Here is a 22535-nt window from a genome sequence, read left to right on the forward strand (position 1 = left end):
ATTTGTAAAATATTTCTCAAATCTGACCGCTTGTATGTCCCACTTTATTCAACTGAATGATCAACAATTCCCCACCGATGAATTTGGCTATCTCAAAAATTTAAACGACTGGAGTGAAGAACTTGCCGTAGCGATTGCGGCTAAAGATGGTGTCGTTCTCAGCGAAGCCCATTGGGAAATCGTCCACTTCGTGCGGGAATTTTACCAAGAATACAAAACTTCGCCTGCCATCCGAATGTTAGTTAAAGCCCTTGCCCAAAAATTTGGCGAAGAAAAAGGCAATAGCCGCTATTTACAACGCCTTTTTCCCGAAGGTCCTGCCAAACAAGCAACCAAAATCGCAGGGCTGCCAAAACCCGCGAAATGTTTGTAAGGAGATGCAATGAAAATTTGCGTGCTACGCTTGTCTGCGATTGGTGATGTGTGCCACACGCTCGCTGTGGTGCAGGCAATTCAACGCCACTATCCGCAGGCGGAAATTACCTGGATTGTCGGCAAGACGGAAGCAAATTTATTAGCCGGTATTCCCAATGTTGAGTTAATAACCTACGATAAAAAATCAGGTTGGAAAGGCATTTTTACACTTTGGCAAAAACTGAGACACAAGCGGTTTGATTTTTTGCTTAATTTGCAAACAGCATTGCGAGCGTCAGTGTTGTCCTTGGGGATCAAAGCGAAAACTAAAATCGGCTTTAATCGTGATCGGGCAAGAGAAGGGCAGTGGCTGTTTACGAATGCGAAAGTGGAGCAGACAAGTTATCCCCACGTATTAGATGGGCAGATGATGTTTGCTAAAGCACTTGGCGTAGCAGATCTAACTCCAATTTGGCATTTACCCGTTAGCCAAGCCGATTTCGAATATGCAAAACAATTTATTGATCCAACAAAGAAAAATCTGCTGATAGCCCCTTGTTCTAGTAAAAAAGCCAAAGATTGGTCGCCAGAAAATTATGCCCAAGTAGCAAATTTTACCGCAGAGCAGAATATCAATGTGATTATTTGCGGCTCGCCATCAGTTTATGAAATGGAAACGGCAGCAAAAATTCAACAACTAGCCCCTAATTGCTGCAATGTTGCGGGGGAAACCAATCTAAAACAGCTTACCGCATTAATTAAACAAGTAGATTTAGTCCTTTCTTCCGATTCAGGACCAGCTCATATTGCTACTACACAGCAAACCGCAGTTATCGGGCTGTATGCCATACACAACCCACGCCGCACAGGGCCTTATAACGATTTGGATAAAGTGATTTCCGTGTACGATCAAGCCATTCTTGAACAATATGGCAGATCTTGGGAGCAGCTCCCTTGGGCAACACGAGCCAAAGGTGAAGAGTTGATGCAACGTATTTCTGTTGAGCAAGTTCAACAAAAAGTGCTTGAAACTTTGCAACTATCTCGGTAAATTACACTGTATTGTTATTTTTACATTTTTAGGAAATAAAAATGAACACTGTGGTCAATCAAGATAGCTTACACAATGTCAATATTACCGATGAGTACGTGTTACTCACTCCCAAGCAACTTAAAACGGAATTTCCTTTATCCGAAAATCTACGCAAGCAGATTGAGCAATCTCGCTTGGTGATTTCAAACATCATTCACAAACGTGATCCTCGCAAACTGATTGTGATCGGACCTTGTTCCATTCACGATCCTGTTTCGGCCCTTGAATACGCCAAAAAATTAAAGGCATTATCAGATGAACTGTCAGATAAACTTTACATTGTGATGCGAGTGTACTTTGAAAAACCTCGCACTACAGTTGGCTGGAAAGGTTTGATTAATGACCCGAATTTAAATGGTACCTTCAATGTGGAAAAAGGCTTGCGAGTAGCTCGTAAATTGTTGTTGGAACTTGTGGAGCTTGGTTTACCGCTTGCCACTGAAGCCTTAGATCCTATCAGCCCGCAATATTTAGCCGATTTGTTCAGCTGGTCTGCGATTGGGGCGAGAACCACAGAATCGCAAACCCACAGGGAAATGGCATCGGGCTTGTCTATGGCGGTAGGCTTTAAAAATGGCACCGACGGCAATCTCGGTGTGGCAATCAACGCAATGCAAGCCTCAGCACAAGGACACAGATTTATCGGTATTAATCAGCAAGGGCAGGTTACGGTGCTGACCACCAAAGGTAACCCAGACGGGCATGTGATTTTACGTGGTGGCAAAACCCCGAACTACGAAGCCCAATACGTTGCTGAGTGCGAACAGGCATTACGCAAAGCGGGTCTACCAGAGGCGATTATGATCGACTGCAGCCACGGTAATTCTAACAAAGATTACCGCCGCCAGCCGATTGTGGCAGAAAATGCGTTGCAACAACTGCTCGCGGGCAATCAATCTATCATCGGTTTAATGCTCGAAAGCCACTTATTTGCGGGCAATCAATCTTCAGAACAGCCGTTTGAACAGATGCAATACGGCGTTTCCATCACCGATGCGTGCATTGATTGGCAAACCACCGAAGAACTGTTGGTTGGATTTGCAGAAGCATTACGGACATAATTTATTAAATATAGAAAATATTCAGCCCCTGATTGTGGAGCAGTATTAGCATAGAGTATGAATACACAACAAAATCCTCTAACTCCTATTCGTGAGCAGATTGATCAAGTCGATCAAGCGTTAATTGAATTGCTGTCTAAACGGCTTTCATTGGTTGCTGAAGTGGGAAAAATCAAGCATCAATATGGCTTGCCTGTTTATGCCCCTGAACGTGAAGCCGCAATGATCAACGCACGCCGTGAAGAAGCAGAGAACCAAGGCGTGCCAGCGGACTTGATTGAAGATATTTTGCGGCGTGTGATGCGAGAATCCTACGCTAATGAAAATAAACACGGCTTTAAAGCGACCAATCCGAATGTGCAGAAAATTGTGATTGTGGGGGGGCAGGGCAAATTGGGTGGGCTGTTTGCTCGTTATTTCCGTCTTTCAGGTTATAAGGTGGAAAGCCTTGATAAAAATGACTGGGCGAATGCCGCATCAATTTTAAATGGAGCAGATTTGGTGTTGGTGTCGGTGCCGATTGCTAATACGTTGGCAGTGTTGGAAGCACTGAAACCTTATCTGAATGAAAAGATGATCTTAGCCGATCTCACTTCCGTCAAAGCGCAGCCGTTGGCAAAAATGTTGGAAGTGCATCAAGGGGCGGTGGTTGGGTTACACCCGATGTTTGGGCCAGATATTGCCAGCTTCGCTAAACAAGTCACCGCATGTTGCCATGGGCGATTTGCCGAGCGTTACCAATGGTTGCTTGAGCAAATTCAGATTTGGGGCGGAAAAATTGAAGTGATTGAGGCAGAAAAACATGATCATTCAATGACTTATATCCAAGCACTGCGGCACTTTTCTACCTTTGCAGCAGGGCTACATCTCTCACAACAAGCGGTCGATTTATCGCAACTTTTAGCCCTTTCTTCACCGATTTATCGCTTGGAGTTGGCGATGATTGGGCGGCTTTTCGCACAAGACGGGGCGTTATACGCGGATATTATTGCTGACAAACCGGAAAATTTGGCGGTAATTGAATCCCTACAACAAAGTTTCGCCCAGAGCGTTGAATTTTTTAAAAATGGTAATAAGCAAGGTTTTATCCAAGCCTTTGATAATGTGCATCGTTGGTTTGGCGACTATTCCGAGCAGTTTTTAACCGAAAGCCAAAACTTGCTGAAACAGGCAAATGATTTACGCAAGTAGTAGAAATGACAAGCGGTCACTTTCTCCTCATTTTTTGCAAAAAATAGCGAGAAAGTGACCGCTTGTTGTATAGAGAAGTCAGTTAGTCCATAAACGGCAACATAATAAGCATGGCTGGAATGAAAATGATATCAGCCGCTAATGCCAAAGGGGTTGTTGCGACTTTGGTTGCGAGCAGGCTACCATCTATATGAGTTTCACTCTTTGAAACCCGAATTGAAATAGGTAATGCCGTTTCAAATTGGTATTCTAATTTAATATTGTCCGCTTTTTTATACATCTCCCCCTCGAACTTGTACTGTTTTCTATAAGTCTGCGGATCATATTTTGTTGGCGTAAAACCGAGAGCTTTGAGCGTGTTGGTCTCTTGTGTTGTTTTTGGCTGGTAATAAAGTGAGAAATAACCTGTCGAGAAGCTTTTGGCATTACTGTCGAGATAGAGACCAAAAGGCTGATTTTTCTGTGTGCTAAACGCCTTTGGCAGTTTGGTGTGAAGCAATTTTTGAAGTTCGTTAGTGTGTGCGGTGTTAATGAAATACCAATAAGTGTCACCCATCATCACAATTTGTTGATTATTTTGTGCCTTTCCAAAGGCCCGAACAGTGTCTTTGGCAATTTCTTTTGTCTCATTATGGGTTGTTACAATATCTCCAGATCCGGGAATAAAACCTCCTCCATTTCCACCTGCCCATAGCCAAGCGGTACAACCAGTTAATGTGAGGATAGGCAAAAAGAATGCAAGATGAATAATTCGTTTGAGTTTCATAGAGTGCTCCTTGTGGGTTAAGCCGCTATAAAAAAGCGGTCAGTTTGCTCTGTTTCGATGAAACATGATACAAATCTGACCGCCTCCCTAATGTATTGAGTTATCCAATCGGTTTATCTAGTTTGATATCACTGACTAAGCCTTGCGGATTAAAGTAGATAAATAAAGTATGTTGAATAGGTTCCTGATGCCCTTCACGTTTGATAAACACATAATCCCAACGGTGGGTTTCAAACGGATCTTTTAATACGGGCGTGCCGAGTAAGTAAGCAACTTGCTCTGGCGTCATACCAATTTTTACTTGGTCGATTTTATCTTGTTCTAGGTAGTTTCCTTGCGGTACGTCAATGCGATAGACCACTTTTTTAACTGTTGAGCAGGCGGTTACGCCTAATGCCAACAGTAATACCGCCACGAGAGATTTGACTTTCATAGAATAACCTTCTTTTTTGAAAAATTGGGCGAATCATACCAAATTGCCCAAAAAATGCCATTATTTATTACGTTGCAACTGATCACGCAGGTTTGCAGGTAATCCTTTGATTGTTAAAGTGTCAGAAAGTTCGTCCCACACAATCCGCTCGCCTAATAATTCTGCGTTAAAACTCAGCGTTACGCCTTTGCCAGAGCCTGAATATTTTGTCAATGTTTTCAATGCATTACGTACAGGAGGAATGCTTTCTTCCAAACCATATTCTTGACTTTCGGCAAAATGAGCGAAATCTTGTTCATTTAAGGTAGGCAAGCTAGCGGAAAGCTCTTGCAAGGCAATGTCTTCGCCACTGTTGATTTGCCCCTTGCAGTAATCAAATACCTGTTTTTTGACCGCTTGGGTTTGAGTGGCGTTCAGCTCGCCCTGTTCGCAGTAATCACTGACTGCTTGTAATAGCGTTTGGTTTTGTAATTGCGGATTTAACCCTTCTTCGGCGGCGAGAAAATCCATAAAGAAATCAGCCACTTTGCGACCCACACGCCCCTTGATAAAGGTTAAATAGCGGTTAGATTGTGAGTTTAATTTAAGTTCCGTTAAGTTGATACGACAGGCAATGTCGTATTGCGAAATATCGAGATATTCGGTGCGTTTGACGTCTAATTTTTCATCGACCAACATTGAACTGCGACTGTCGATTAACGCAATAAATAAATATTCGGTAGCTAAGAAGGTGTAACGACACAAAATAAAAGTGCCGCCCGAAGCAAAGCTATATTTACCGAGTTCTGTCGCCAACATTTTGGCTGCACTGTGGCTAAACGGCAGAAAATCCGTTTCTTGTTCGAGCAAGCGGTTGAGTTGCTGGGCAAAGACGGACTCCGATTTAAATACGCCATAGGCTTTCGCTTTGCCTTGATAGGCTTGATGCAGTTGTAACATCATCTGCTCAGCTTCAGGGCTAATTGGCAGTAATGTGTCGCGTAACACGGTGTTCAACTGCGGCGGTTCATCAGTCGTTTGGTGCAACTGATGCAAAACAATATCAGTTAGAGTGATACTCATAAATATCCTTACAAGCGGTGAGATTTTTTGGAATTTTTGCAATTATAAGCTATTTACAAACTGAGAAAAACCTTTCAAACTTGAGCGGTTTTTCAGCTCAAAAAGGACATGTTATGACAAAAGTAATTCACACCGACAACGCTCCGCAAGCCATTGGCCCTTATGTGCAAGCAGTGGATTTAGGCAACATCGTTTTGACTTCAGGACAAATTCCCGTGAATCCAAAAACGAACGAAATCCCAGCAGACATTGTTGCTCAAACCCGTCAATCCCTTGAAAACGTGAAAGCGATTATTGAACAATCAGGTTTGAAAGTGGCAGACATCATCAAAACCACGGTTTTTGTGAAAGATCTCAACGATTTTGCTGCAGTGAATGCTGAATACGAGGCCTTTTTCCGTGAGAACAATCACCCCGCATTCCCTGCTCGTTCCTGTGTTGAAGTGGCTCGCTTGCCAAAAGATGTGGGGATCGAAATCGAAGCGATTGCGGTAAGAAACTAATGAAAATTATCCAACCTAATTGGGCTGTGCCACGCCATATTCACGCGTTCACCAGCACTCGTGCAGGTGGTGTGAGCCAAGTACCATTCGATAGTTTAAATCTGGGCGATCACGTGGGGGATAACCTTGGGGATGTTGTGGCAAATCGTAAAATATTGGCGGAAACGTACCGCTTGCCACAGCAGCCTGTTTATCTCACCCAAACTCATTCTACAAAAGTGCTACGCCTGCCGTTGGAAAATGGAACAGATTTAAATGCTGATGCGGTTTACACCAATCAGCCAAATGAAGTTTGCTTGGTCATGACTGCCGATTGCTTACCTGCGATTTTTTGCAGTCGAGATGGTAAAGAAATTGCCGCCGCACACGCAGGTTGGCGAGGATTGTGCGATGGCGTATTGGAAGCAACCGTGGCGGAATTTGCTTGCAACCCGAGCGAAATCCAAGTTTGGCTCGGACCTGCGATCGGACCGACTGCCTTCCAAGTCGGCGAAGAGGTAATTGAACAGTTTACGGCGATTGACCCGCAAGCACGAGAAGCTTTCGTTGCTGATCCCATCACAAGCGGTAAGTTTTTCGGCAATCTTTACCAAATCGCTCGCCAACGTTTGAATAAACTCGGCATTACTAAGATTTCAGGCGGTGATTATTGCACTTATTGCGATGCAGAAAATTTCTTCTCATACCGCCGTGACAAGCAGACAGGGCGAATGGCAACACTGATTTGGCGAAGTGCCTAGCAAAAACACATCGCAAGCGGTGAGATTCTCGACAAAATTTGCAAAAAATTTGCAAGATCTGACCGCTTGCACCATTTACTATTCTTGATTTTTCATTCCCTGCCTTTAGTGGTACAATCCACGCCTATTTTTATTGAGAATGAAGACTATGAGTCGTACCAAAAAAACACGCAGAATTACCGATATTATGCCTGCTCGCAAAGCGGACAACCCTTTTGAGCTGCCGAAAGCTCGTCCTTCTAAAAATCGTAAACCTACCCGTTATGAATTAGATGTCCAAGCTCGTGAAGAGAAGAAAAAGCGTAAGCACAAAGGCTTGCCATCTGGCTCGCGGGCGAATGCGGGTGTGGAGCCAAAAAAAACTGAAGAAAAAATGGTGAAAGATGCCCGAATTGGCAGCCGTAAGAAAGTGCCGTTGATCGTGGAGTTTGTCAATAAACCAAGCGATAAGCCAATTAAGCCCTTGATTTCTGCCGAAGAAATTCAGAAACCACGTTTAGCCCCTGACGTTGAATTGGAGCAGTTGGAAAATAACGAGTGTTTGAACCAGTTGTTAGACGATTTAGAAGCGGGCAAAACGCTTTCGCCAGCGGATCAAAAATTTGTTGATGAATGCTTAGATCGCATTCACGAATTGATGACAGAGCTCGGCATTGAAGACGAAGAAGAAAATGACGAGGCCTTATTGCGTCAATTTGAAACGATGGACATTAACAAATTTAGATAAGCGGTTGGAACAGCAATATGTGGCGATTTTTCTTAATCATTTTGGCTGTGTTGATCCTGCTTTCGATGGCGGCTTATGCAGCATCACTGTTTTGGAAACTGCATCAACAAAAAAAGCAACTTCAGGAAGCGAAAAATGAACGTTATCTACGGGTGATTGACAGTATTCAAATCATCGCCCAAGCGATGCAAACGGATCAGTGTGGGCTGTCGGAAGGCGTACTACGACTTAAACCGCTACTTGATGTGTTGGGTAAAAAATTAAGCGCTTTCCCAGCAATGTGGGGACTATATCAAGTGGTGGAAGAGATGCCAATTTTAGATGCTCGCAAAGGCTTGAAACGCAACGAGCGAATGAAATTGGACTTGGAGCGTGAAGCCAAAGAAGCCGAATTAGAGCGTGAAATCCGCACGGAATTATCGCAGTTACTTAACGAAATTGAACAATTTAAATTAGAGTTGAAGTAGGTTATATGTCAGAAATTATTTGGGATTTGAATCTGATCCAAAAATACAATCAATCAGGCCCACGTTACACGTCTTATCCTACGGCGTTGGAGTTTAACGAAGGCTATAACGATGACGATTTCAAAATCGCCGCAGAACGCTATCCAAACAAGCCGTTATCGCTCTATGTGCATATCCCGTTTTGCCATAAATTGTGCTATTTCTGTGCCTGCAACAAAATCATCACTCGTCACCAGCACAAAGTCGATATTTATCTTGATTACCTTGAGAAAGAAATTTTGTACCGCTCGGCATTATTCAAAAACCGCAAAGTGACCCAAATTCACTGGGGCGGCGGTACGCCAACCTATCTGGATGAAGAGCAATCTGCCCGTTTGATGACGATGCTCCGTACTCATTTTCATGTCCAAGAGGATGCGGAAATCAGCATTGAAATGGATCCGCGTGAAATTGAGTTGTCGATGCTCGACCATTTACGCAAAATTGGCTTCAACCGCATTAGTATGGGCATTCAAGACTTCAACAAAGAAGTACAAAAGTTGGTCAATCGTGAGCAAGATGAAAATTTCATTTTCGCCTTGATGAAACGAGCAAAAGAGCTTGGCTTTAAATCCACCAACATCGATTTAATTTACGGCTTACCAAAACAAACGGTGGAAAGTTTTATGTTCACGTTAGAAAAAGTGATCGAACTCAACCCAGACCGAATGAGTGTGTTCAACTACGCCCACTTGCCAAGCCGCTTTGCTGCCCAAATCAAAATTAAAGATGAAATGTTGCCAGCCCCAGAAATTAAACTGGAAATCTTGCAAAAAACCATTGAAACGCTCGGCAACGCAGGTTACAAATTCATCGGAATGGATCACTTTGCCAAACCGGATGATGAATTAGCGATTGCACAAGATCAAGGTGTGCTACACCGCAATTTCCAAGGTTATACAACTCAAGAAGATGCTGATTTGCTCGGAATGGGCGTATCGGCAATCAGCTTATTGGGCGACAGCTATGCACAAAATCACAAAGAGTTGAAACAGTATTACGCCGAAGTTGAAATGCGGGGGATTGCGTTGCATAAAGGTTTGACGATGACCAAAGACGACTGCTTACGCCGTGATGTGATCAAAGCCTTAATTTGCAATTTCAAACTGGACTATGCCCCGTTTGAACAGCAATATGACATTCGCTTCCACGACTATTTTGCCGAAGATTTAGCATTACTCACCCCGCTTGCTAAAGATGGATTATTAGACATTGGTGAAACGGGCATTGCCGTTTCACCACGGGGACGCTTGTTGATCCGTAATATTTGTATGTGTTTTGATATCTACTCCCGTCAACAAGCCAAACGTCAGCAATTCTCACGAATTATTTAAGCAACAAGTGGTCAGATTGTCTGAATTTTTTGCAAAATGTTGACGAAAACCGACCGCTTGTGTGTAGTGGTAAAAGGAAAAAATATGAAACAACATCCCTATAGTCTGCTGAGTTTAGCCATTTTTGCCGCCTGTTATAGCGGTTCAGCGATGGCGGATTTGAAAGCACAATGTTTGCTTGGTGTGCCGCATTTTCAAGGGGAAGTGGTGAAAGGGGAGCAAACCCAGTTACCTGTTTATATTGAAGCGGATAACGCTGAAATTAACCAACCTCGAGATGCAACTTATTCGGGTAATGTGGTTGTCAAGCAAGGCAACCGTACCATTGTGGCAGATCAAATTCGTGTTGAACAAGATGGTGATAACGCTCGCCAAGCCTTTTTGCAAGGTATGTTCGATTATCAAGATAATTTAATTAATGCCAAAGGGAATAATGCATCAATCAATTTGTTGAATAAAGAGGCAGAATTATCTCAAGTCGATTATCAATTAGTCGGTCGGCAAGGTCGTGGTAATGCACAACATGTGGCGGTAAGTGATGATAAACGGGTGATGAAAAATGCGAGCTTTACCTCTTGTTTGCCGGATGATAAATCGTGGACTATTGACGCCAGTGAGATGATCCAACACGTTAAAGAAGAATATGCAGAAATGTGGCATGCTCGCTTTAAAGTACTGGGGGTTCCTGTTTTTTATTCGCCTTATTTGCAATTTCCGATCGGCGATCGCCGCCGTAGCGGTGTACTCATTCCAAATGCGGGTCACTCTGGGCGAGATGGTTATTTCTATTCTCAACCGTTTTATTGGAATATTGCACCAAATATGGATGCTACCATCACACCAACCTATTACAGTCGTCGTGGTTGGCAGTTTAGTCCGGAATTCCGTTACTTGAGCCCAATTGGTCAAGGGCGAGTTGCAGCGGAATATATGCAGAAAGACCGCTTGGCAGAATGGACGGAGAAAAATAAAAGCCGTCATTTGATTTTTTGGCAGCATAATATCAATTTTGCGAGTAATTGGCATTTTGCTGCCGATTATACTCGTGTGAGCGATCGCCGCTATTTCTCCGATTTTGATTCGTCATTTGGTAGCAGCACCGATGGTTATGCAACGCAAAATTTTAAGTTAGGTTATTACCAGCCAAGTTATAACTTATCTATTGCTGCAAAGCGTTTTCAAACTTTTGACGAGTCTGGCAGTAAACCCTATCGCGTTTTTCCACAAATCAATTTTAATTATTATAAAGACAATGTAGTACAAAATGGCGATTTTGTCTTTTTCTCGCAACTTTCGCATTTTGCGAATGACAGCAAAACCATGCCAACAGCGTGGCGTCTGCATACTGAGCCAGCACTGAATTTCCCCGTTGCCAACCGTTACGGTAGTTTAGGTATTGAAGCAAAACTCTATGCAACCCATTACTGGCAAAAACAGGGGGAAGCAAAAAATGCGGAGGTGGTGCAGCGAAGTGTCAGCCGTGTTTTACCACAGTTAAAAGTGGATTTAAAAACAACCTTACAAGCCACAAAAGCATGGATAAATGGTTTTACTCAAGTGCTAGAACCACGTGTGCAATATCTTTATCGCCCGTATAAAGACCAAAGTGCGATCGGCTCAAAAAGACAAACCAGTTTAGGATTAGGCTATGATTCTGCACTATTGCAGCAAGATTATTTCTCGCTATTCAATGATCGTCGTTACAGCGGTTTAGACCGCATTGCTTCTGCTAACCAAATGACAGCGGGTGGAACGACACGTTTCTTTAAAAATAGCACGAGTGAGGAAGTCTTTAACTTAAGTGCAGGGCAGATTTATTACCTTAGCCCATCGAAAGTGGATAGCAACTCTCAAAATACGACGGCTAAACGCTCGTCGTCTTGGTCATTAGAATCAAACTGGAAATTCCATCCAAAATGGAATTGGCATGGCGCTTATCAATACGATACGCGTTTAAATGAAACTTCATTGGCAAATACGTCATTGCAGTTTAAACCAAAAGAAAATCACGTTGTGCAGCTTAACTACCGCTATGCCAGCCGTCACTATATTGACCAAAACTTAAGCTCAAATTTATACGGTCAAGATATTAAACAAATTGGTATGGTGGCAGGCTGGGAGCTAACCGACAATGTGTCGATGATGGTTTCTCACTACCAAGATCTTGCCTTGAAAAAGCCAGTAGAAAGCCAATTGGGTATAACCTATAACACGTGTTGTTGGAGTGCGAATTTTTATACTGCTCGACGTTTAGTGGCTACCCCAACAGGTAAACCAGACTCGATTAAAAATTTCTACTACGACAACCGTTTCGGTGTTAATTTTGAATTACGCTTTGGCACGAATTACAGCAGTGGTGTTTCGAAAATTCTGAAGAAAGGCATTATTCCTTACACGGAAGCATTTAGTATTAATTAGGCAAATTCTCAACAGTAGTGTTTGAAAGCTGAACTTGGATTGGTCAAGTTCAGCTTTTTTTGGAGCTATCGTTTGTGGTTTGCGTCAGGATGTTGAGCTGACCTTGAGAACCGTTTGGAAAATTGTACAAAAAAATGATAGTGATCATCAAATTAGCTAAAAAATGCTAGAGTACAAGCGGTCATTTCCGTAAAATGTTTTGCAATTTTTACCTATTAGAGGAGATTTACTTATGATGAACAGAAGACGTTTTATTCAAATCGGTGCAACGACCATTTTAGCTTTAGGGGCAAGCCGTTTTGCCTTTGCTAAAGCGGAAAATAAAGTGGCATTACGCATTGTGGGGACAACCGATATTCACAGTTTCTTAACGGACTTTGACTATTACAAAGACGCACCTACTGAGAAATTTGGTTTTACTCGTACTGCAACTTTAATTGATCAAGCTCGTAAAGAAGCAAAAAACAGCGTTCTGGTGGATAACGGTGACCTAATTCAAGGGAACCCAATTGCGGACTATCAAGCGGCGGTCGGTTACAAAGAAGGCAAATCAAACCCTGCGGTTGATGTGTTAAACCTAATGAAATATGACGTAGGGACGCTAGGTAACCACGAATTTAATTACGGTTTGACCTATTTAGATAATGCGATCAAACAAGCAAAATTCCCAATTGTGAACGCAAATGTGGTGAAAGTAGGCAGCGATGAGCCTGTTTACCAACCTTATTTCATTCAAGAAAAAGAAGTCGTTGATGAGAATGGCATGAAGCATATCGTGAAAATCGGTTATATCGGTTTTGTGCCACCGCAAATTATGGTGTGGGATAAAGCGAATTTAGACGGTAAAGTGGAAGCCCGTGACATCGTGAAAACCGCAGAAAAATATGTGCCAGTCATGAAAAAAGCGGGGGCAGATATTATCGTAGCCTTAGCACACACTGGTCCATCTGACGAACCATACAAAGAAGGGGCAGAAAATTCAGCCTTCTATTTAGCCGATGTGAAAGGCATTGATGCGGTGATTTTCGGTCACTCACATCGCTTGTTCCCGAACAAAGAGTTTGCGAAATCGCCCAATGCGGATATTCAGAAAGGTACCGTTAAAGGCGTGCCAGAAAGTATGGCAGGTTACTGGGGTAACAACATTAGCGTGGTCGATTTAACTCTTGCAAAACAAGATGGCAAATGGGTTGTGGTTGATGGTCAAGCGGTGTTACGCCCAATTTATGATGCAGAGAAAAAAGCGGCAACGGTCGAAAATCACCCAGAAGTGGCCGCCTTACTCAAACCTGTTCATGAAGCGACTCGTGCCTTCGTTTCACAGCCAATCGGTAAAGCAACTGACAATATGTACAGCTACTTAGCCTTGGTACAAGACGATCCGACAGTGCAAATCGTCAACCAAGCCCAACGTGCATATGTGGAAAACGTGGTAAAAGGTTTACCTGAACTTGCAGGTCTGCCAATTTTGAGTGCGGGTGCACCGTTTAAAGCGGGTGGTCGTAAAAACGATCCAAGCGGTTATACCGAAGTGGATAAAGGCGAACTGACTTTCCGTAATGCCGCGGATTTATACTTATATCCAAATACGTTGGTTGTGGTCAAAGTAACAGGTGAAGAACTCAAAGAGTGGTTAGAGTGCAGTGCAGGGATGTTCAATCAAATCGATCCGAACAGCGACAAACCACAATCATTACTCGATTGGACGGGTTTCCGCACCTACAATTTTGATGTGATTGATGGGGTGCAATACCAATACGATCTCACCAAGCCAGCTCGTTATGATGGCGAATGTAAGTTAGTTAATCCAAACACCAGCCGTGTATTGAATTTAACGTACAACGGTAAACCCGTTGATCCAAAAGCGGAATTTTTGATTGCGACCAACAACTACCGTGCGTACAGCAATAAATTCCCAGGCACTGGCGACAGCCACATTGTCTTTGCTGCCCCTGATGAAAACCGTCAAATTTTAGCTAACTACATCAGTGCGGAAAGCAAAGCTCACGGTCAAGTCAGCCCAAGTGCGGATAAAAACTGGCGAATTGCCCCAATTTCAAGCAAAGTGAAATTAGATGTGCGTTTTGAAACCTCGCCAAGCGATAAAGCTAAAGCCTTTATCAAAGAGAAAGCCCAATATCCAATGTCGTTCTTAAATACAGACGAAACCGGTTTTGCGGTGTATCAAATTGATTTGACTAAATAACCGTTAAATCAATAAAAAGACAAGCGGTGAGTTCATTGGCAAATTTTGCAACGGAACTCACCGCTTGTTTATTGCAGTAGAGGATTAAGCAAAGTATTTTTCTAAATCATCGCTACCGCCGATGTGCTGACCACCGATGAAGATTTGAGGTACACTTGTCTTACCTGTGATTGCACGCACAGAAGTGGTGCTTGCATCACGACCAAGTAAGATTTCTTCATAGGCTAAGCCTTTGGCATCCAACAATAGTTTAGCTTTAATGCAGAACGGGCAGCCTGGTTTGGTGAAAATGGTCACAGACGGTTTTGCTTGCCAATCGGGTTTAATATATTTGAGCATAGTATCTGCATCAGATACTTTGAATGGGTCGCCAGGCTCGTTTGGTTCGACAAACATTTTTTCCACCACCCCATTTTTGACTAACATAGAGTAACGCCAAGAGCGTTTGCCAAAGCCTAAGTCATCTTTATCAACCAACATTCCCATTCCAGCAGTGAATTCACCGTTGCCATCTGGAATAACGGTGACGTTTTCACTTTCTTGATCGGCTTTCCACGCATTCATGACGAATGTGTCATTTACTGAAACACACACAATATCGTCTACACCTAATGCTTTGAATTCACTCGCTAATTCGTTGTAGCGTGGTAAATGAGTTGATGAGCAAGTCGGGGTAAATGCGCCAGGTAATGAAAACACGACAACCGTTTTGTTATCGAAAAGTGAGGATGTTGTCACATCAACCCATTGATCGCCTTGGCGAGTATGGAATGTGACTTCAGGGACTTTCTTCCCTTCCATTGTTGCAGACATAATTTTCTCCTATTTTTACACTTTAAAAAACCAAATACCACCATACTGAATGGTGGTATTTAGTCCCGAAATTATAATAAAAATTTACTAAAAATTCTAATATAGGGCGAAAAATAGGAGGACTGAGTATAAAAAAGCGAGATCGCATCAGATCTCGCTTTGAATATGCTTGAGATTATTCCACCGTGACAGAGGTGATCACGACCTCTTCTTTTGGCACATCTTGGTGGAAACCGTGGTTGCCGGTTTTCACGCCTTTGATTTTATCCACCACGTCCATTCCTTCAACCACTTCGCCAAACACGCAATAGCCCCACTCTTGAACCACTTCACGACCGTGCATTTCCTTCGAACGATAGTTTAAAAAGGTGTTATCTGCCACATTGATAAAAAACTGTGCAGTTGCAGAATGTGGATCAGCAGTGCGAGCCATGGCAATCGTTCCACGCTTGTTGCTTAAGCCGTTGTTTGCTTCATTTTTGATTGGTGCACGCGTATTTTTCTCACGCAAACCTGATTCCATACCGCCACCTTGAATCATAAAACCGTCAATGACACGGTGGAAAATCGTACCATTGTAGAAACCGTCTTTGCAGTAGGTTTCGAAGTTGGCTGCAGTATTAGGGGCTTTATCAAAATTTAAGGCGATTTTAATGTCGCCGAAATTGGTATGTAATGTAATCATTGCGATTTGTTCCTTAATTTATGACGGGAAAAGTTGGAGCCTATTATTAAAAAGTTTGGCAAAAATTGCAAAAAATTCTCAAAATCTAACCGCTTGTTTGCTATATTAGCTGCCTTTAATTGGCAATCAACAGAGAGAAAAGTATGCTCAAAATTTATAACACCCTAAAACGTGAAAAAGAAGAATTTAAACCTATTCATCCAGATTTTGTGGGGATGTACGTCTGTGGCGTCACGGTTTATGATCTCTGTCACTTTGGGCATGGGCGGACCTTCGTTTCTTTCGATGTAATTGCACGTTATTTACGCTATCTTGGCTACAATTTGCGTTATGTTCGCAACATTACCGATGTGGACGACAAAATCATCAAACGAGCGATTGAGAACAATGAGAACTGGCAAGAGTTAGTTGATCGCATGATTGCGGAAATGTACAAGGATTTCGATGCATTAAACATACTTCGTCCTGACGCGGAACCAAGAGCGACGTTGCATATTCCTGAAATTATTGCGATTGTGCAAACTTTAATTGAAAAAGGTCACGCTTATGTCGCAGAAGATGGCGATGTGGTGTTTAATGTGGAATCTTTCCAACAATACGGCAAATTATCCCGCCAAAACCTTGAACAGCTGCAAGCAGGGGCGAGAGTTGAAATCAAGTCAGTTAAACGTAACCCGATGGATTTCGTGTTGTGGAAAATGTCAAAAGAGAACGAACCAAGTTGGGATTCTCCATGGGGCAAAGGTCGCCCAGGCTGGCATATTGAGTGTTCGGCAATGAACAGTAAAGAGCTTGGCAACCATTTTGATATTCACGGCGGCGGTTCGGATTTAATGTTCCCACACCATGAAAATGAAATTGCCCAATCTTGCTGCGCTCACGGCGATGATTATGTTAATTATTGGCTACATACGGGAATGTTGATGATCAACAAAGAGAAGATGTCGAAATCACTTGGCAACTATTTCACGCTACGTTATATGCTTGAGCAATACGATGCGGAAACCTTGCGTTACTTCTTCTTAACCGCACATTACCGCAGTTTGCTTGATTACAGCACAGACAATTTAGACTTAGCCCGTTCCGCTCTTGAACGCCTTTACACTGCATTGCGTGGTTGCGAATGGGTGGATTTAAACGAAGACGACAGCTATGTTCAAGCCTTTAAAGACGCGATGAATGACGACTTCAATACCCCTGGCGCGTTGGCGGTGCTGTTTGAATTAGCTCGTGAAATCAACAAAGCAAAAAGCGAAAATCCAGCTGAGGCTAACCGCTTGGCAAGTCGCTTAAAACAGTTGGCAGGCGTACTTGGCTTGCTGGAACAAGATCCTGAAGCCTTCTTACAAGGCGATACGGACAATGATGAGGTTGCTGAAATCGAAGCCCTCATCAAGCAGCGTAACGAAGCCCGTGCGGCGAAAGATTGGGCAAAAGCCGACGAAGCTCGCAACAAACTTACTGTAATGGGCATTGTGCTTGAAGATGGTGCGAACGGCACGACTTGGCGTAAGGCGTAATTCTGACGATATCCCCCTGACATTTAGGGGGATTTTTCTATTTATGATGTGTAAAAAATCCTCAGGAACTAACCGCTTGTAAGGGGCAAGATGCTCAATAAATTTGATCATTGGCTGATGAACCATCAGCCTGATCCCACTCTCACTGGTTTTCGCCGTTTTTGTAGAGAATTTTGGTTTTTTGGCTTGAAAGAAGCAAGAGCCTGCTTGTTTGCAGGGATTTTCTTCGTGGCAATGTTTGCGGTGCCAAAAGCTGGGGTACTCGGTCTTCCTCGTTATGATTTGCTGTTGATTATCGCTGTTCTCGTGCAAGCAGCGATGCTCTATTTTAAACTGGAAACGTGGGACGAAGTGAAATCGATCACGCTTTTCCATTTGGTTGGTTTTGTGTTGGAAGTATTCAAGACATCAAGCCATATTCAGTCTTGGGCGTATCCTGATTTTGCCTATACCAAAGTGCTTGGCGTACCGCTGTTTACAGGGTTTATGTATGCCGCAGTGGGGAGTTATATTATCCAAGCGTGGCGGTTGTTTGATTTAAAAGTGCAGAGTCATCCGCCTTATTGGTTAGCAACTTTAGTGGCGGTGTTGATTTATCTGAATTTTTTCACTCACCACTATATTGGCGATTATCGCTGGTATCTTGCCGCATTTGCATTGGGGCTGTATGCACGCACCATGGTCTATTTCACCCCTTACGATAGGGGACGAAAAATGCCTTTGCTGGTTTCTTTTGGGCTGATTGGCTTTTTTATTTGGCTCGCGGAAAATATTGGTACACTTGCAGGCATTTGGCGGTATCCAAATCAGTTAGGCGCATGGTCAATGGTTCATGTCAGCAAATGGAGTGCGTGGTCATTATTAGTGATTATGACTTTCACCATTGTAGCAAATTTAAAACATATCAAAGCATCTATTAGCGTATCAAAGGACTAAAATGAAACCTCAAATCAATGTGTTATTTGTGTGCTTAGGCAATATTTGTCGATCACCAATGGCGGAATGTATTCTGCGAGAAAAAATTCGTTTGGCTCATTTAGAACATGTCATTTTTACGGATAGTGCGGGTACATCAGGCTGGCACGATGGTGAAAATATGCATCATGGCACCGCCCATGTGTTAGCCAAACACGAAATTGATCATCGTGGCTTTACTAGCCGAAAGGTCCGAAAAACGGATTGGGAGCAATTTGATTATTTGGTGGCGATGGATAACCATAATCTGCATGATCTCGAAAAACTATTCGGTAAAGCCCCAGATAAGTTATTTCAAATCACCACCTTGTGTGAGAACTTACCGCATGATCATATTCCAGACCCGTGGTACACAGGCGATTTTGATGAAACTTACCGCTTGCTTGATCAATGTTGTGATGCCTTGTTAGCAAAAATCCGCCAAACCCATTATTTATAGCCACAATATGCTAAAATCGGGCTAATTTTATTTCGTGGACTTTAGCAATGAACCAACCCACTTTTTTTATCTACGATTTTGAGAGTTTTGGGATCAACCCCGCAAGCGACCGTCCTGCACAATTTGCGGGTATTCGCACCGACAGCGAATTTAACATCATCGGTGAGCCAGTAATGTTCTACTGTAAACAAACACCGGACTATTTGCCTTCGCCTGAAGCAGTGATGGTCACGGGGATCACGCCACAGCGTTGTAACGAAAAAGGTTTATCTGAACCCGAATTTGCCGCCCGCATCCATGCCGAATTTAGCCAGCCAAACACTTGCATTATGGGCTATAACAATATTCGTTACGATGACGAAATGACCCGCTACACCTTCTTCCGCAACTTTTTCGATCCCTATGAATATAGCTACAAAAATGGCAATTCCCGCTGGGATTTGCTCGATGTGGTGCGAGCGTGCTATGCGTTGCGTCCTGACGGCATTGAATGGGCGTATGACGAAGATGGGCTGCCAAGTTTCAAATTAGAAAATCTCACCAAAGCCAACGGTATTGCTCACGAAAATGCTCATGATGCGATGGCGGACGTTTATGCGACTATCGCAATGGCAAAGCTGATCAAGCAAAAACAGCCGAAGTTTTTCCAATTTTTCTTCGAAAATCGTGGTAAAAAAGCGTTGGAAGAGATGATTGATACTGGCGAAATGGCCCCATTGGTGCACGTTTCGGGAATGCTCGGTAATTATCGGGGAAATACAGCTTGGATTGTCCCGCTTGCGTGGCATCCGACCAATCAAAATGCGGTGATTGTGTGTGATTTAGCGGGCGATATACAAGGGCTGCTGAATGAGTCAGCGGAAGTATTGCGACAGCGGCTTTACACCAAAAAATCCGAATTAGAAGAACAAGGCATTGCCCACGTTCCACTAAAATTGGTGCATATCAATAAATGCCCGATTCTTGCCCCTGCCAAAACCTTGCTGCCTGAAAATGCCACCCGTTTGGGGATTGATCGCCAAGCTTGTTTGGACAATCTCAAACGGCTCAAAGCGAATAAAAGTGTGGTGCGAGAAAAAGTGGTGGAGATTTTTAGTGAGGAACGCACTTTTGCCGAATCCAACAATGTCGAAACTACACTGTATGACGGCTTTTTCTCCCCAGCGGATAAAAACAACATGGCGATCTTGCGAGATCTCCCCCCAGAACATCTTGCCAATCACGCCTTGAAATTTGCCGATCCACGGGTAGAAAAATTGCTGTTTCACTATCGTGCACGACACTACCCTGAAACGTTGAACCGTGCGGAGCAGATTCGTTGGCAGAAATATTGCCACCAACGGATTGATGAACAAGCTGAAGCATTTTCTCAATCGATTGATGCCCTTTTCCAAACTCACCATGATGATATTGATGCGGTCAAACTGTTGGAAGAATTGACCGCTTATGCCGAGCAGCTGATGATACAAACGCCGAAATGGCACTCTCCCGCCAGTTCTCAAACGGATTTATTACTGAGTGAGCTAAATCAAGTCGCCGAGCAGAGTAGTGATAAAAGTACAAAATTCGCAGCACTTAACGCATTGATTGGTAAGAAAATTTAGGTGTTGCAACATTCTGTTCGGAAGTGACCGCTTGTCATACCTTTACAAGCGGGCACCTCCTTTAAAAATTTTGCAATTTCAGCCATTGCATATAGACAATTTTTATCCAACCCATTACTATCTGAGACATTTATAACAGCCACACAACATTAAGGATGTCCTATGAATAAAACCCTTCTCTCCCTTGCGTTCGCCACTTTTTCATTGACGGCTTTTGCAAATACTCAGCCTACTGTGCAAGCTCAACAAGCGGTCACTTCCGAGCAAAATGTTGCAAAAAATGCCCTCGTGATGCAAACGGATTTCAGTTTGAAGGACGGGGCGGTATCGGCAATGCAAGGTGTGGCGTTCGGTGTGGATCGGGAGCTGAACATGTTCAACTTAACGCACGAAATCCCGCCTTATAATATTTGGGAAGCAGCATATCGCTTATACCAAACCGCGACATACTGGCCACAGGGCACCGTTTTTGTGAGCGTGGTTGACCCAGGTGTGGGCACTGATCGCAAATCCGTAGTGTTGAAAACGAAAACAGGGCATTATTTTGTCACGCCTGATAACGGCACACTAACCTTTGTGGCAGAACATTTTGGCATTGAGGCGATCCGTCAAATTGATGAGCAAACAAACCGCTTAGAAGGCTCAGAAAAATCTTACACTTTCCACGGCCGTGATGTGTATGCTTACACAGGGGCACGTTTAGCATCAGGTAAAATCAGCTTTGAGCAAGTCGGTCCTGAGTTAGAACCGAAAGTGGAAGAAATCGCCTACCAGCGTCCGACAGTAGAAGAAGGTGTATTGAAGGGCAACATCCCAGTGCTTGATATTCAATATGGCAATATTTGGACGAACATCAGCGATAGTTTACTAGAGCAGTCGGGCATCAAAAAAGATGGACGTGTGTGTGTTGAAATCCGTGAAAAAATGGGCGAAGAAAGTAAAGTCCGCTACACGGGAGCAATGCCATATAAAAGTAGCTTTGGTGAGGTAGAAGAAGGTCGCCCACTGATGTATCTCAACAGCTTACTCAATGTTTCATTTGCATTGAATATGGACAGCTTTGCAGATAAATACAAAATCAAATCAGGTGCTGAGTGGTCTGTATTACTCAAATCCTGTGAGAAGAAAAATTAATTAATAAACGGATAAACCACGGCATATAGTCATATCTGCCGTGGTTTTTGTTTTAAGAAGAATAGAATGATTAGAGACCTACATAGCCATAGTACGGCATCAGACGGTATTTTAACGCCAACAGAGTTGATTCAACGGGCAGTGGAACAAGGTGTTGACATGTTGGCGTTGACCGATCACGACACGATTGCTGGTATTACGGAAGCAAAACAAACGGCACAACATTTACCTATTCAACTGATTTCTGGTGTTGAAATATCGATTCTATGGAAAGGGAAAAGTATTCATTTGGCCGCATTGAATATTGATGAACAGAATGAAACCTTGGTCAATTTACTCAAGCAACAAGCAGAACTTCGCCAACAACGAGCAGAGCAAATCGGCGAAAAACTGGCTAAAGCTGGGATTCCAAATGCTTATGAAGGCGCGAAAAAGCTGGCAAGTGGTGAAGTCACTCGAGCACATTACGGACGTTTTTTAGTTGCAGAAGGCTATGCCCGTAATGATGAGCACGCTTTTAAACGTTACTTAGGCATGGGAAAGTCGGCTTATGTGAAGCCAATTTGGTGTTCAATGGAACAAGCCATTGATGCCACTCACCAAGCAGGTGGTGTGATTTGTGTGGCACACCCGCTACGTTACAAAATGACCGCACGTTGGATTCGTCGTTTGATCGAGGAATTTAAACACGCAGGGGGCGATGGCATTGAAGTTGCAGGCTGTGCCCAAACTCCCGATCAACGCCAATTGCTCGCCCGCTGGGCAAAAGAGTTCGAATTATTGGCTTCGGTGGGCTCGGATTTCCATTATCCATCAGGTTGGATAGAACTCGGCAGGGGACTAACTTTACCTCCAGAATGCCAGCCAATTTGGGAACGGTTCTAACCATTCAAATTTGCAAAATTTTGCATTAAACTTACCGCTTGTAGAGAAAATGCCTTACTCCTCGAGTAAGCAGAATGAAGAAAATG

22 protein-coding genes are annotated in these 22535 nt (G+C 43.3%); 17 read left to right on the plus strand and 5 right to left on the minus strand.

Annotation, left to right across the window (positions count from 1 at the left end):
- Window positions 1–34: 34 nt before the first annotated feature.
- From A4G17_RS06430 to tyrA, 4 genes are read left to right on the plus strand one after another with little or no spacing between them, the layout of a single operon-like run.
- Window positions 35–373, plus strand: a complete 339-nt coding sequence (locus tag A4G17_RS06430; RefSeq protein WP_123956392.1) for a TusE/DsrC/DsvC family sulfur relay protein — start codon at window positions 35–37, stop codon at window positions 371–373.
- 9 nt (window positions 374–382) lie between these two features.
- Window positions 383–1405, plus strand: a complete 1023-nt coding sequence (locus A4G17_RS06435; protein ID WP_123956391.1) for a glycosyltransferase family 9 protein — start codon at window positions 383–385, stop codon at window positions 1403–1405.
- A 41-nt stretch (window positions 1406–1446) separates the two neighbouring features.
- A complete protein-coding gene (locus A4G17_RS06440; RefSeq protein ID WP_123956390.1) occupies window positions 1447–2508 on the plus strand; it encodes a 3-deoxy-7-phosphoheptulonate synthase in 1062 nt (353 codons plus the stop codon).
- Window positions 2509–2565: 57 nt separating this feature from the next.
- A complete protein-coding gene (gene tyrA, locus A4G17_RS06445) occupies window positions 2566–3699 on the plus strand; it encodes a bifunctional chorismate mutase/prephenate dehydrogenase (protein ID WP_123956389.1) in 1134 nt (377 codons plus the stop codon).
- Window positions 3700–3781: 82 nt separating this feature from the next.
- On the opposite strand, the gene A4G17_RS06450 is transcribed toward tyrA, so the two are convergent.
- The 3 genes from A4G17_RS06450 to yejK all read right to left on the minus strand — a co-directional run bounded on the left by A4G17_RS06450 (window position 3782) and on the right by yejK (window position 5960).
- On the minus strand, window positions 3782–4465 hold the full coding sequence (locus A4G17_RS06450) for a hypothetical protein (protein ID WP_123956388.1): 684 nt from the start codon (window positions 4463–4465) through the stop codon (window positions 3782–3784).
- A gap of 100 nt (window positions 4466–4565) precedes the next feature.
- On the minus strand, window positions 4566–4898 hold the full coding sequence (bamE, locus tag A4G17_RS06455; protein WP_123956387.1) for an outer membrane protein assembly factor BamE: 333 nt from the start codon (window positions 4896–4898) through the stop codon (window positions 4566–4568).
- Between the two features lie 60 nt (window positions 4899–4958).
- Window positions 4959–5960 carry a nucleoid-associated protein YejK gene (gene yejK, locus A4G17_RS06460; RefSeq protein ID WP_123956386.1) on the minus strand — a complete coding sequence of 334 codons (1002 nt, stop codon included), beginning with the start codon at window positions 5958–5960 and terminating at the stop codon, window positions 4959–4961.
- A gap of 113 nt (window positions 5961–6073) precedes the next feature.
- Here yejK and A4G17_RS06465 point away from each other — a divergent pair, with 113 nt between their 5' ends.
- From A4G17_RS06465 to cpdB, 7 genes are all read left to right on the plus strand, one after another.
- Window positions 6074–6463: a RidA family protein gene (locus tag A4G17_RS06465; RefSeq protein ID WP_123956385.1), complete on the plus strand. Its 390-nt coding sequence runs from the start codon at window positions 6074–6076 to the stop codon at window positions 6461–6463.
- Window positions 6463–7203, plus strand: a complete 741-nt coding sequence (pgeF, locus tag A4G17_RS06470) for a peptidoglycan editing factor PgeF (RefSeq protein ID WP_123956384.1) — start codon at window positions 6463–6465, stop codon at window positions 7201–7203. The genes A4G17_RS06465 and pgeF overlap by 1 nt, the downstream gene beginning before the upstream one ends.
- A 148-nt stretch (window positions 7204–7351) precedes the next feature.
- Window positions 7352–7930 (plus strand): Der GTPase-activating protein YihI, encoded by a 579-nt coding sequence (yihI, locus tag A4G17_RS06475; protein ID WP_123956383.1) that lies wholly within the window; start codon window positions 7352–7354, stop codon window positions 7928–7930.
- A gap of 17 nt (window positions 7931–7947) precedes the next feature.
- Window positions 7948–8397 carry a DUF2489 domain-containing protein gene (locus A4G17_RS06480; protein WP_123956382.1) on the plus strand — a complete coding sequence of 150 codons (450 nt, stop codon included), beginning with the start codon at window positions 7948–7950 and terminating at the stop codon, window positions 8395–8397.
- Between the two features lie 5 nt (window positions 8398–8402).
- Entirely contained in the window at window positions 8403–9770 is a 1368-nt protein-coding gene (gene hemN, locus A4G17_RS06485) for an oxygen-independent coproporphyrinogen III oxidase (protein ID WP_123956381.1), read from the plus strand.
- An 84-nt stretch (window positions 9771–9854) separates the two neighbouring features.
- The gene (gene lptD / locus A4G17_RS06490) at window positions 9855–12188 is read left to right on the plus strand and encodes an LPS assembly protein LptD (protein ID WP_123956380.1); all 2334 of its coding nucleotides are present in this window, start codon (window positions 9855–9857) and stop codon (window positions 12186–12188) included.
- 232 nt (window positions 12189–12420) lie between these two features.
- Window positions 12421–14394, plus strand: coding sequence for a 2',3'-cyclic-nucleotide 2'-phosphodiesterase (gene cpdB / locus A4G17_RS06495; RefSeq protein ID WP_123956379.1), 1974 nt, complete (start codon window positions 12421–12423; stop codon window positions 14392–14394).
- 84 nt (window positions 14395–14478) lie between these two features.
- Here the strand turns inward: cpdB and A4G17_RS06500 are convergent, their stop codons facing one another.
- Window positions 14479–15207 (minus strand): glutathione peroxidase, encoded by a 729-nt coding sequence (locus A4G17_RS06500; protein WP_123956378.1) that lies wholly within the window; start codon window positions 15205–15207, stop codon window positions 14479–14481.
- Window positions 15208–15382: 175 nt separating this feature from the next.
- On the minus strand, window positions 15383–15892 hold the full coding sequence (locus A4G17_RS06505; RefSeq protein WP_123956377.1) for a peptidylprolyl isomerase: 510 nt from the start codon (window positions 15890–15892) through the stop codon (window positions 15383–15385).
- 143 nt (window positions 15893–16035) lie between these two features.
- Here A4G17_RS06505 and cysS point away from each other — a divergent pair, with 143 nt between their 5' ends.
- The 6 genes from cysS to rnm all read left to right on the plus strand — a co-directional run bounded on the left by cysS (window position 16036) and on the right by rnm (window position 22449).
- Window positions 16036–17412 carry a cysteine--tRNA ligase gene (gene cysS, locus A4G17_RS06510; RefSeq protein WP_123956376.1) on the plus strand — a complete coding sequence of 459 codons (1377 nt, stop codon included), beginning with the start codon at window positions 16036–16038 and terminating at the stop codon, window positions 17410–17412.
- Window positions 17413–17502: 90 nt separating this feature from the next.
- On the plus strand, window positions 17503–18348 hold the full coding sequence (locus A4G17_RS06515) for a DUF817 domain-containing protein (protein ID WP_123956375.1): 846 nt from the start codon (window positions 17503–17505) through the stop codon (window positions 18346–18348).
- Window position 18349: 1 nt separating this feature from the next.
- Window positions 18350–18826: a low molecular weight protein-tyrosine-phosphatase gene (locus A4G17_RS06520; protein WP_123956374.1), complete on the plus strand. Its 477-nt coding sequence runs from the start codon at window positions 18350–18352 to the stop codon at window positions 18824–18826.
- Window positions 18827–18873: 47 nt separating this feature from the next.
- Complete coding sequence (gene sbcB, locus A4G17_RS06525; protein ID WP_123956373.1) at window positions 18874–20430, plus strand: exodeoxyribonuclease I; 1557 nt, start codon at window positions 18874–18876, stop codon at window positions 20428–20430.
- Between the two features lie 162 nt (window positions 20431–20592).
- Window positions 20593–21564, plus strand: coding sequence for an SAM hydrolase/SAM-dependent halogenase family protein (locus A4G17_RS06530; protein WP_123956372.1), 972 nt, complete (start codon window positions 20593–20595; stop codon window positions 21562–21564).
- 66 nt (window positions 21565–21630) lie between these two features.
- Window positions 21631–22449, plus strand: coding sequence for an RNase RNM (gene rnm / locus A4G17_RS06535; RefSeq protein ID WP_123956371.1), 819 nt, complete (start codon window positions 21631–21633; stop codon window positions 22447–22449).
- The last annotated feature ends 86 nt before the right edge of the window (window positions 22450–22535 follow it).

It is taken from the genome of Frederiksenia canicola (genome assembly GCF_011455495.1).
Lineage (GTDB): Bacteria > Pseudomonadota > Gammaproteobacteria > Enterobacterales > Pasteurellaceae > Frederiksenia > Frederiksenia canicola.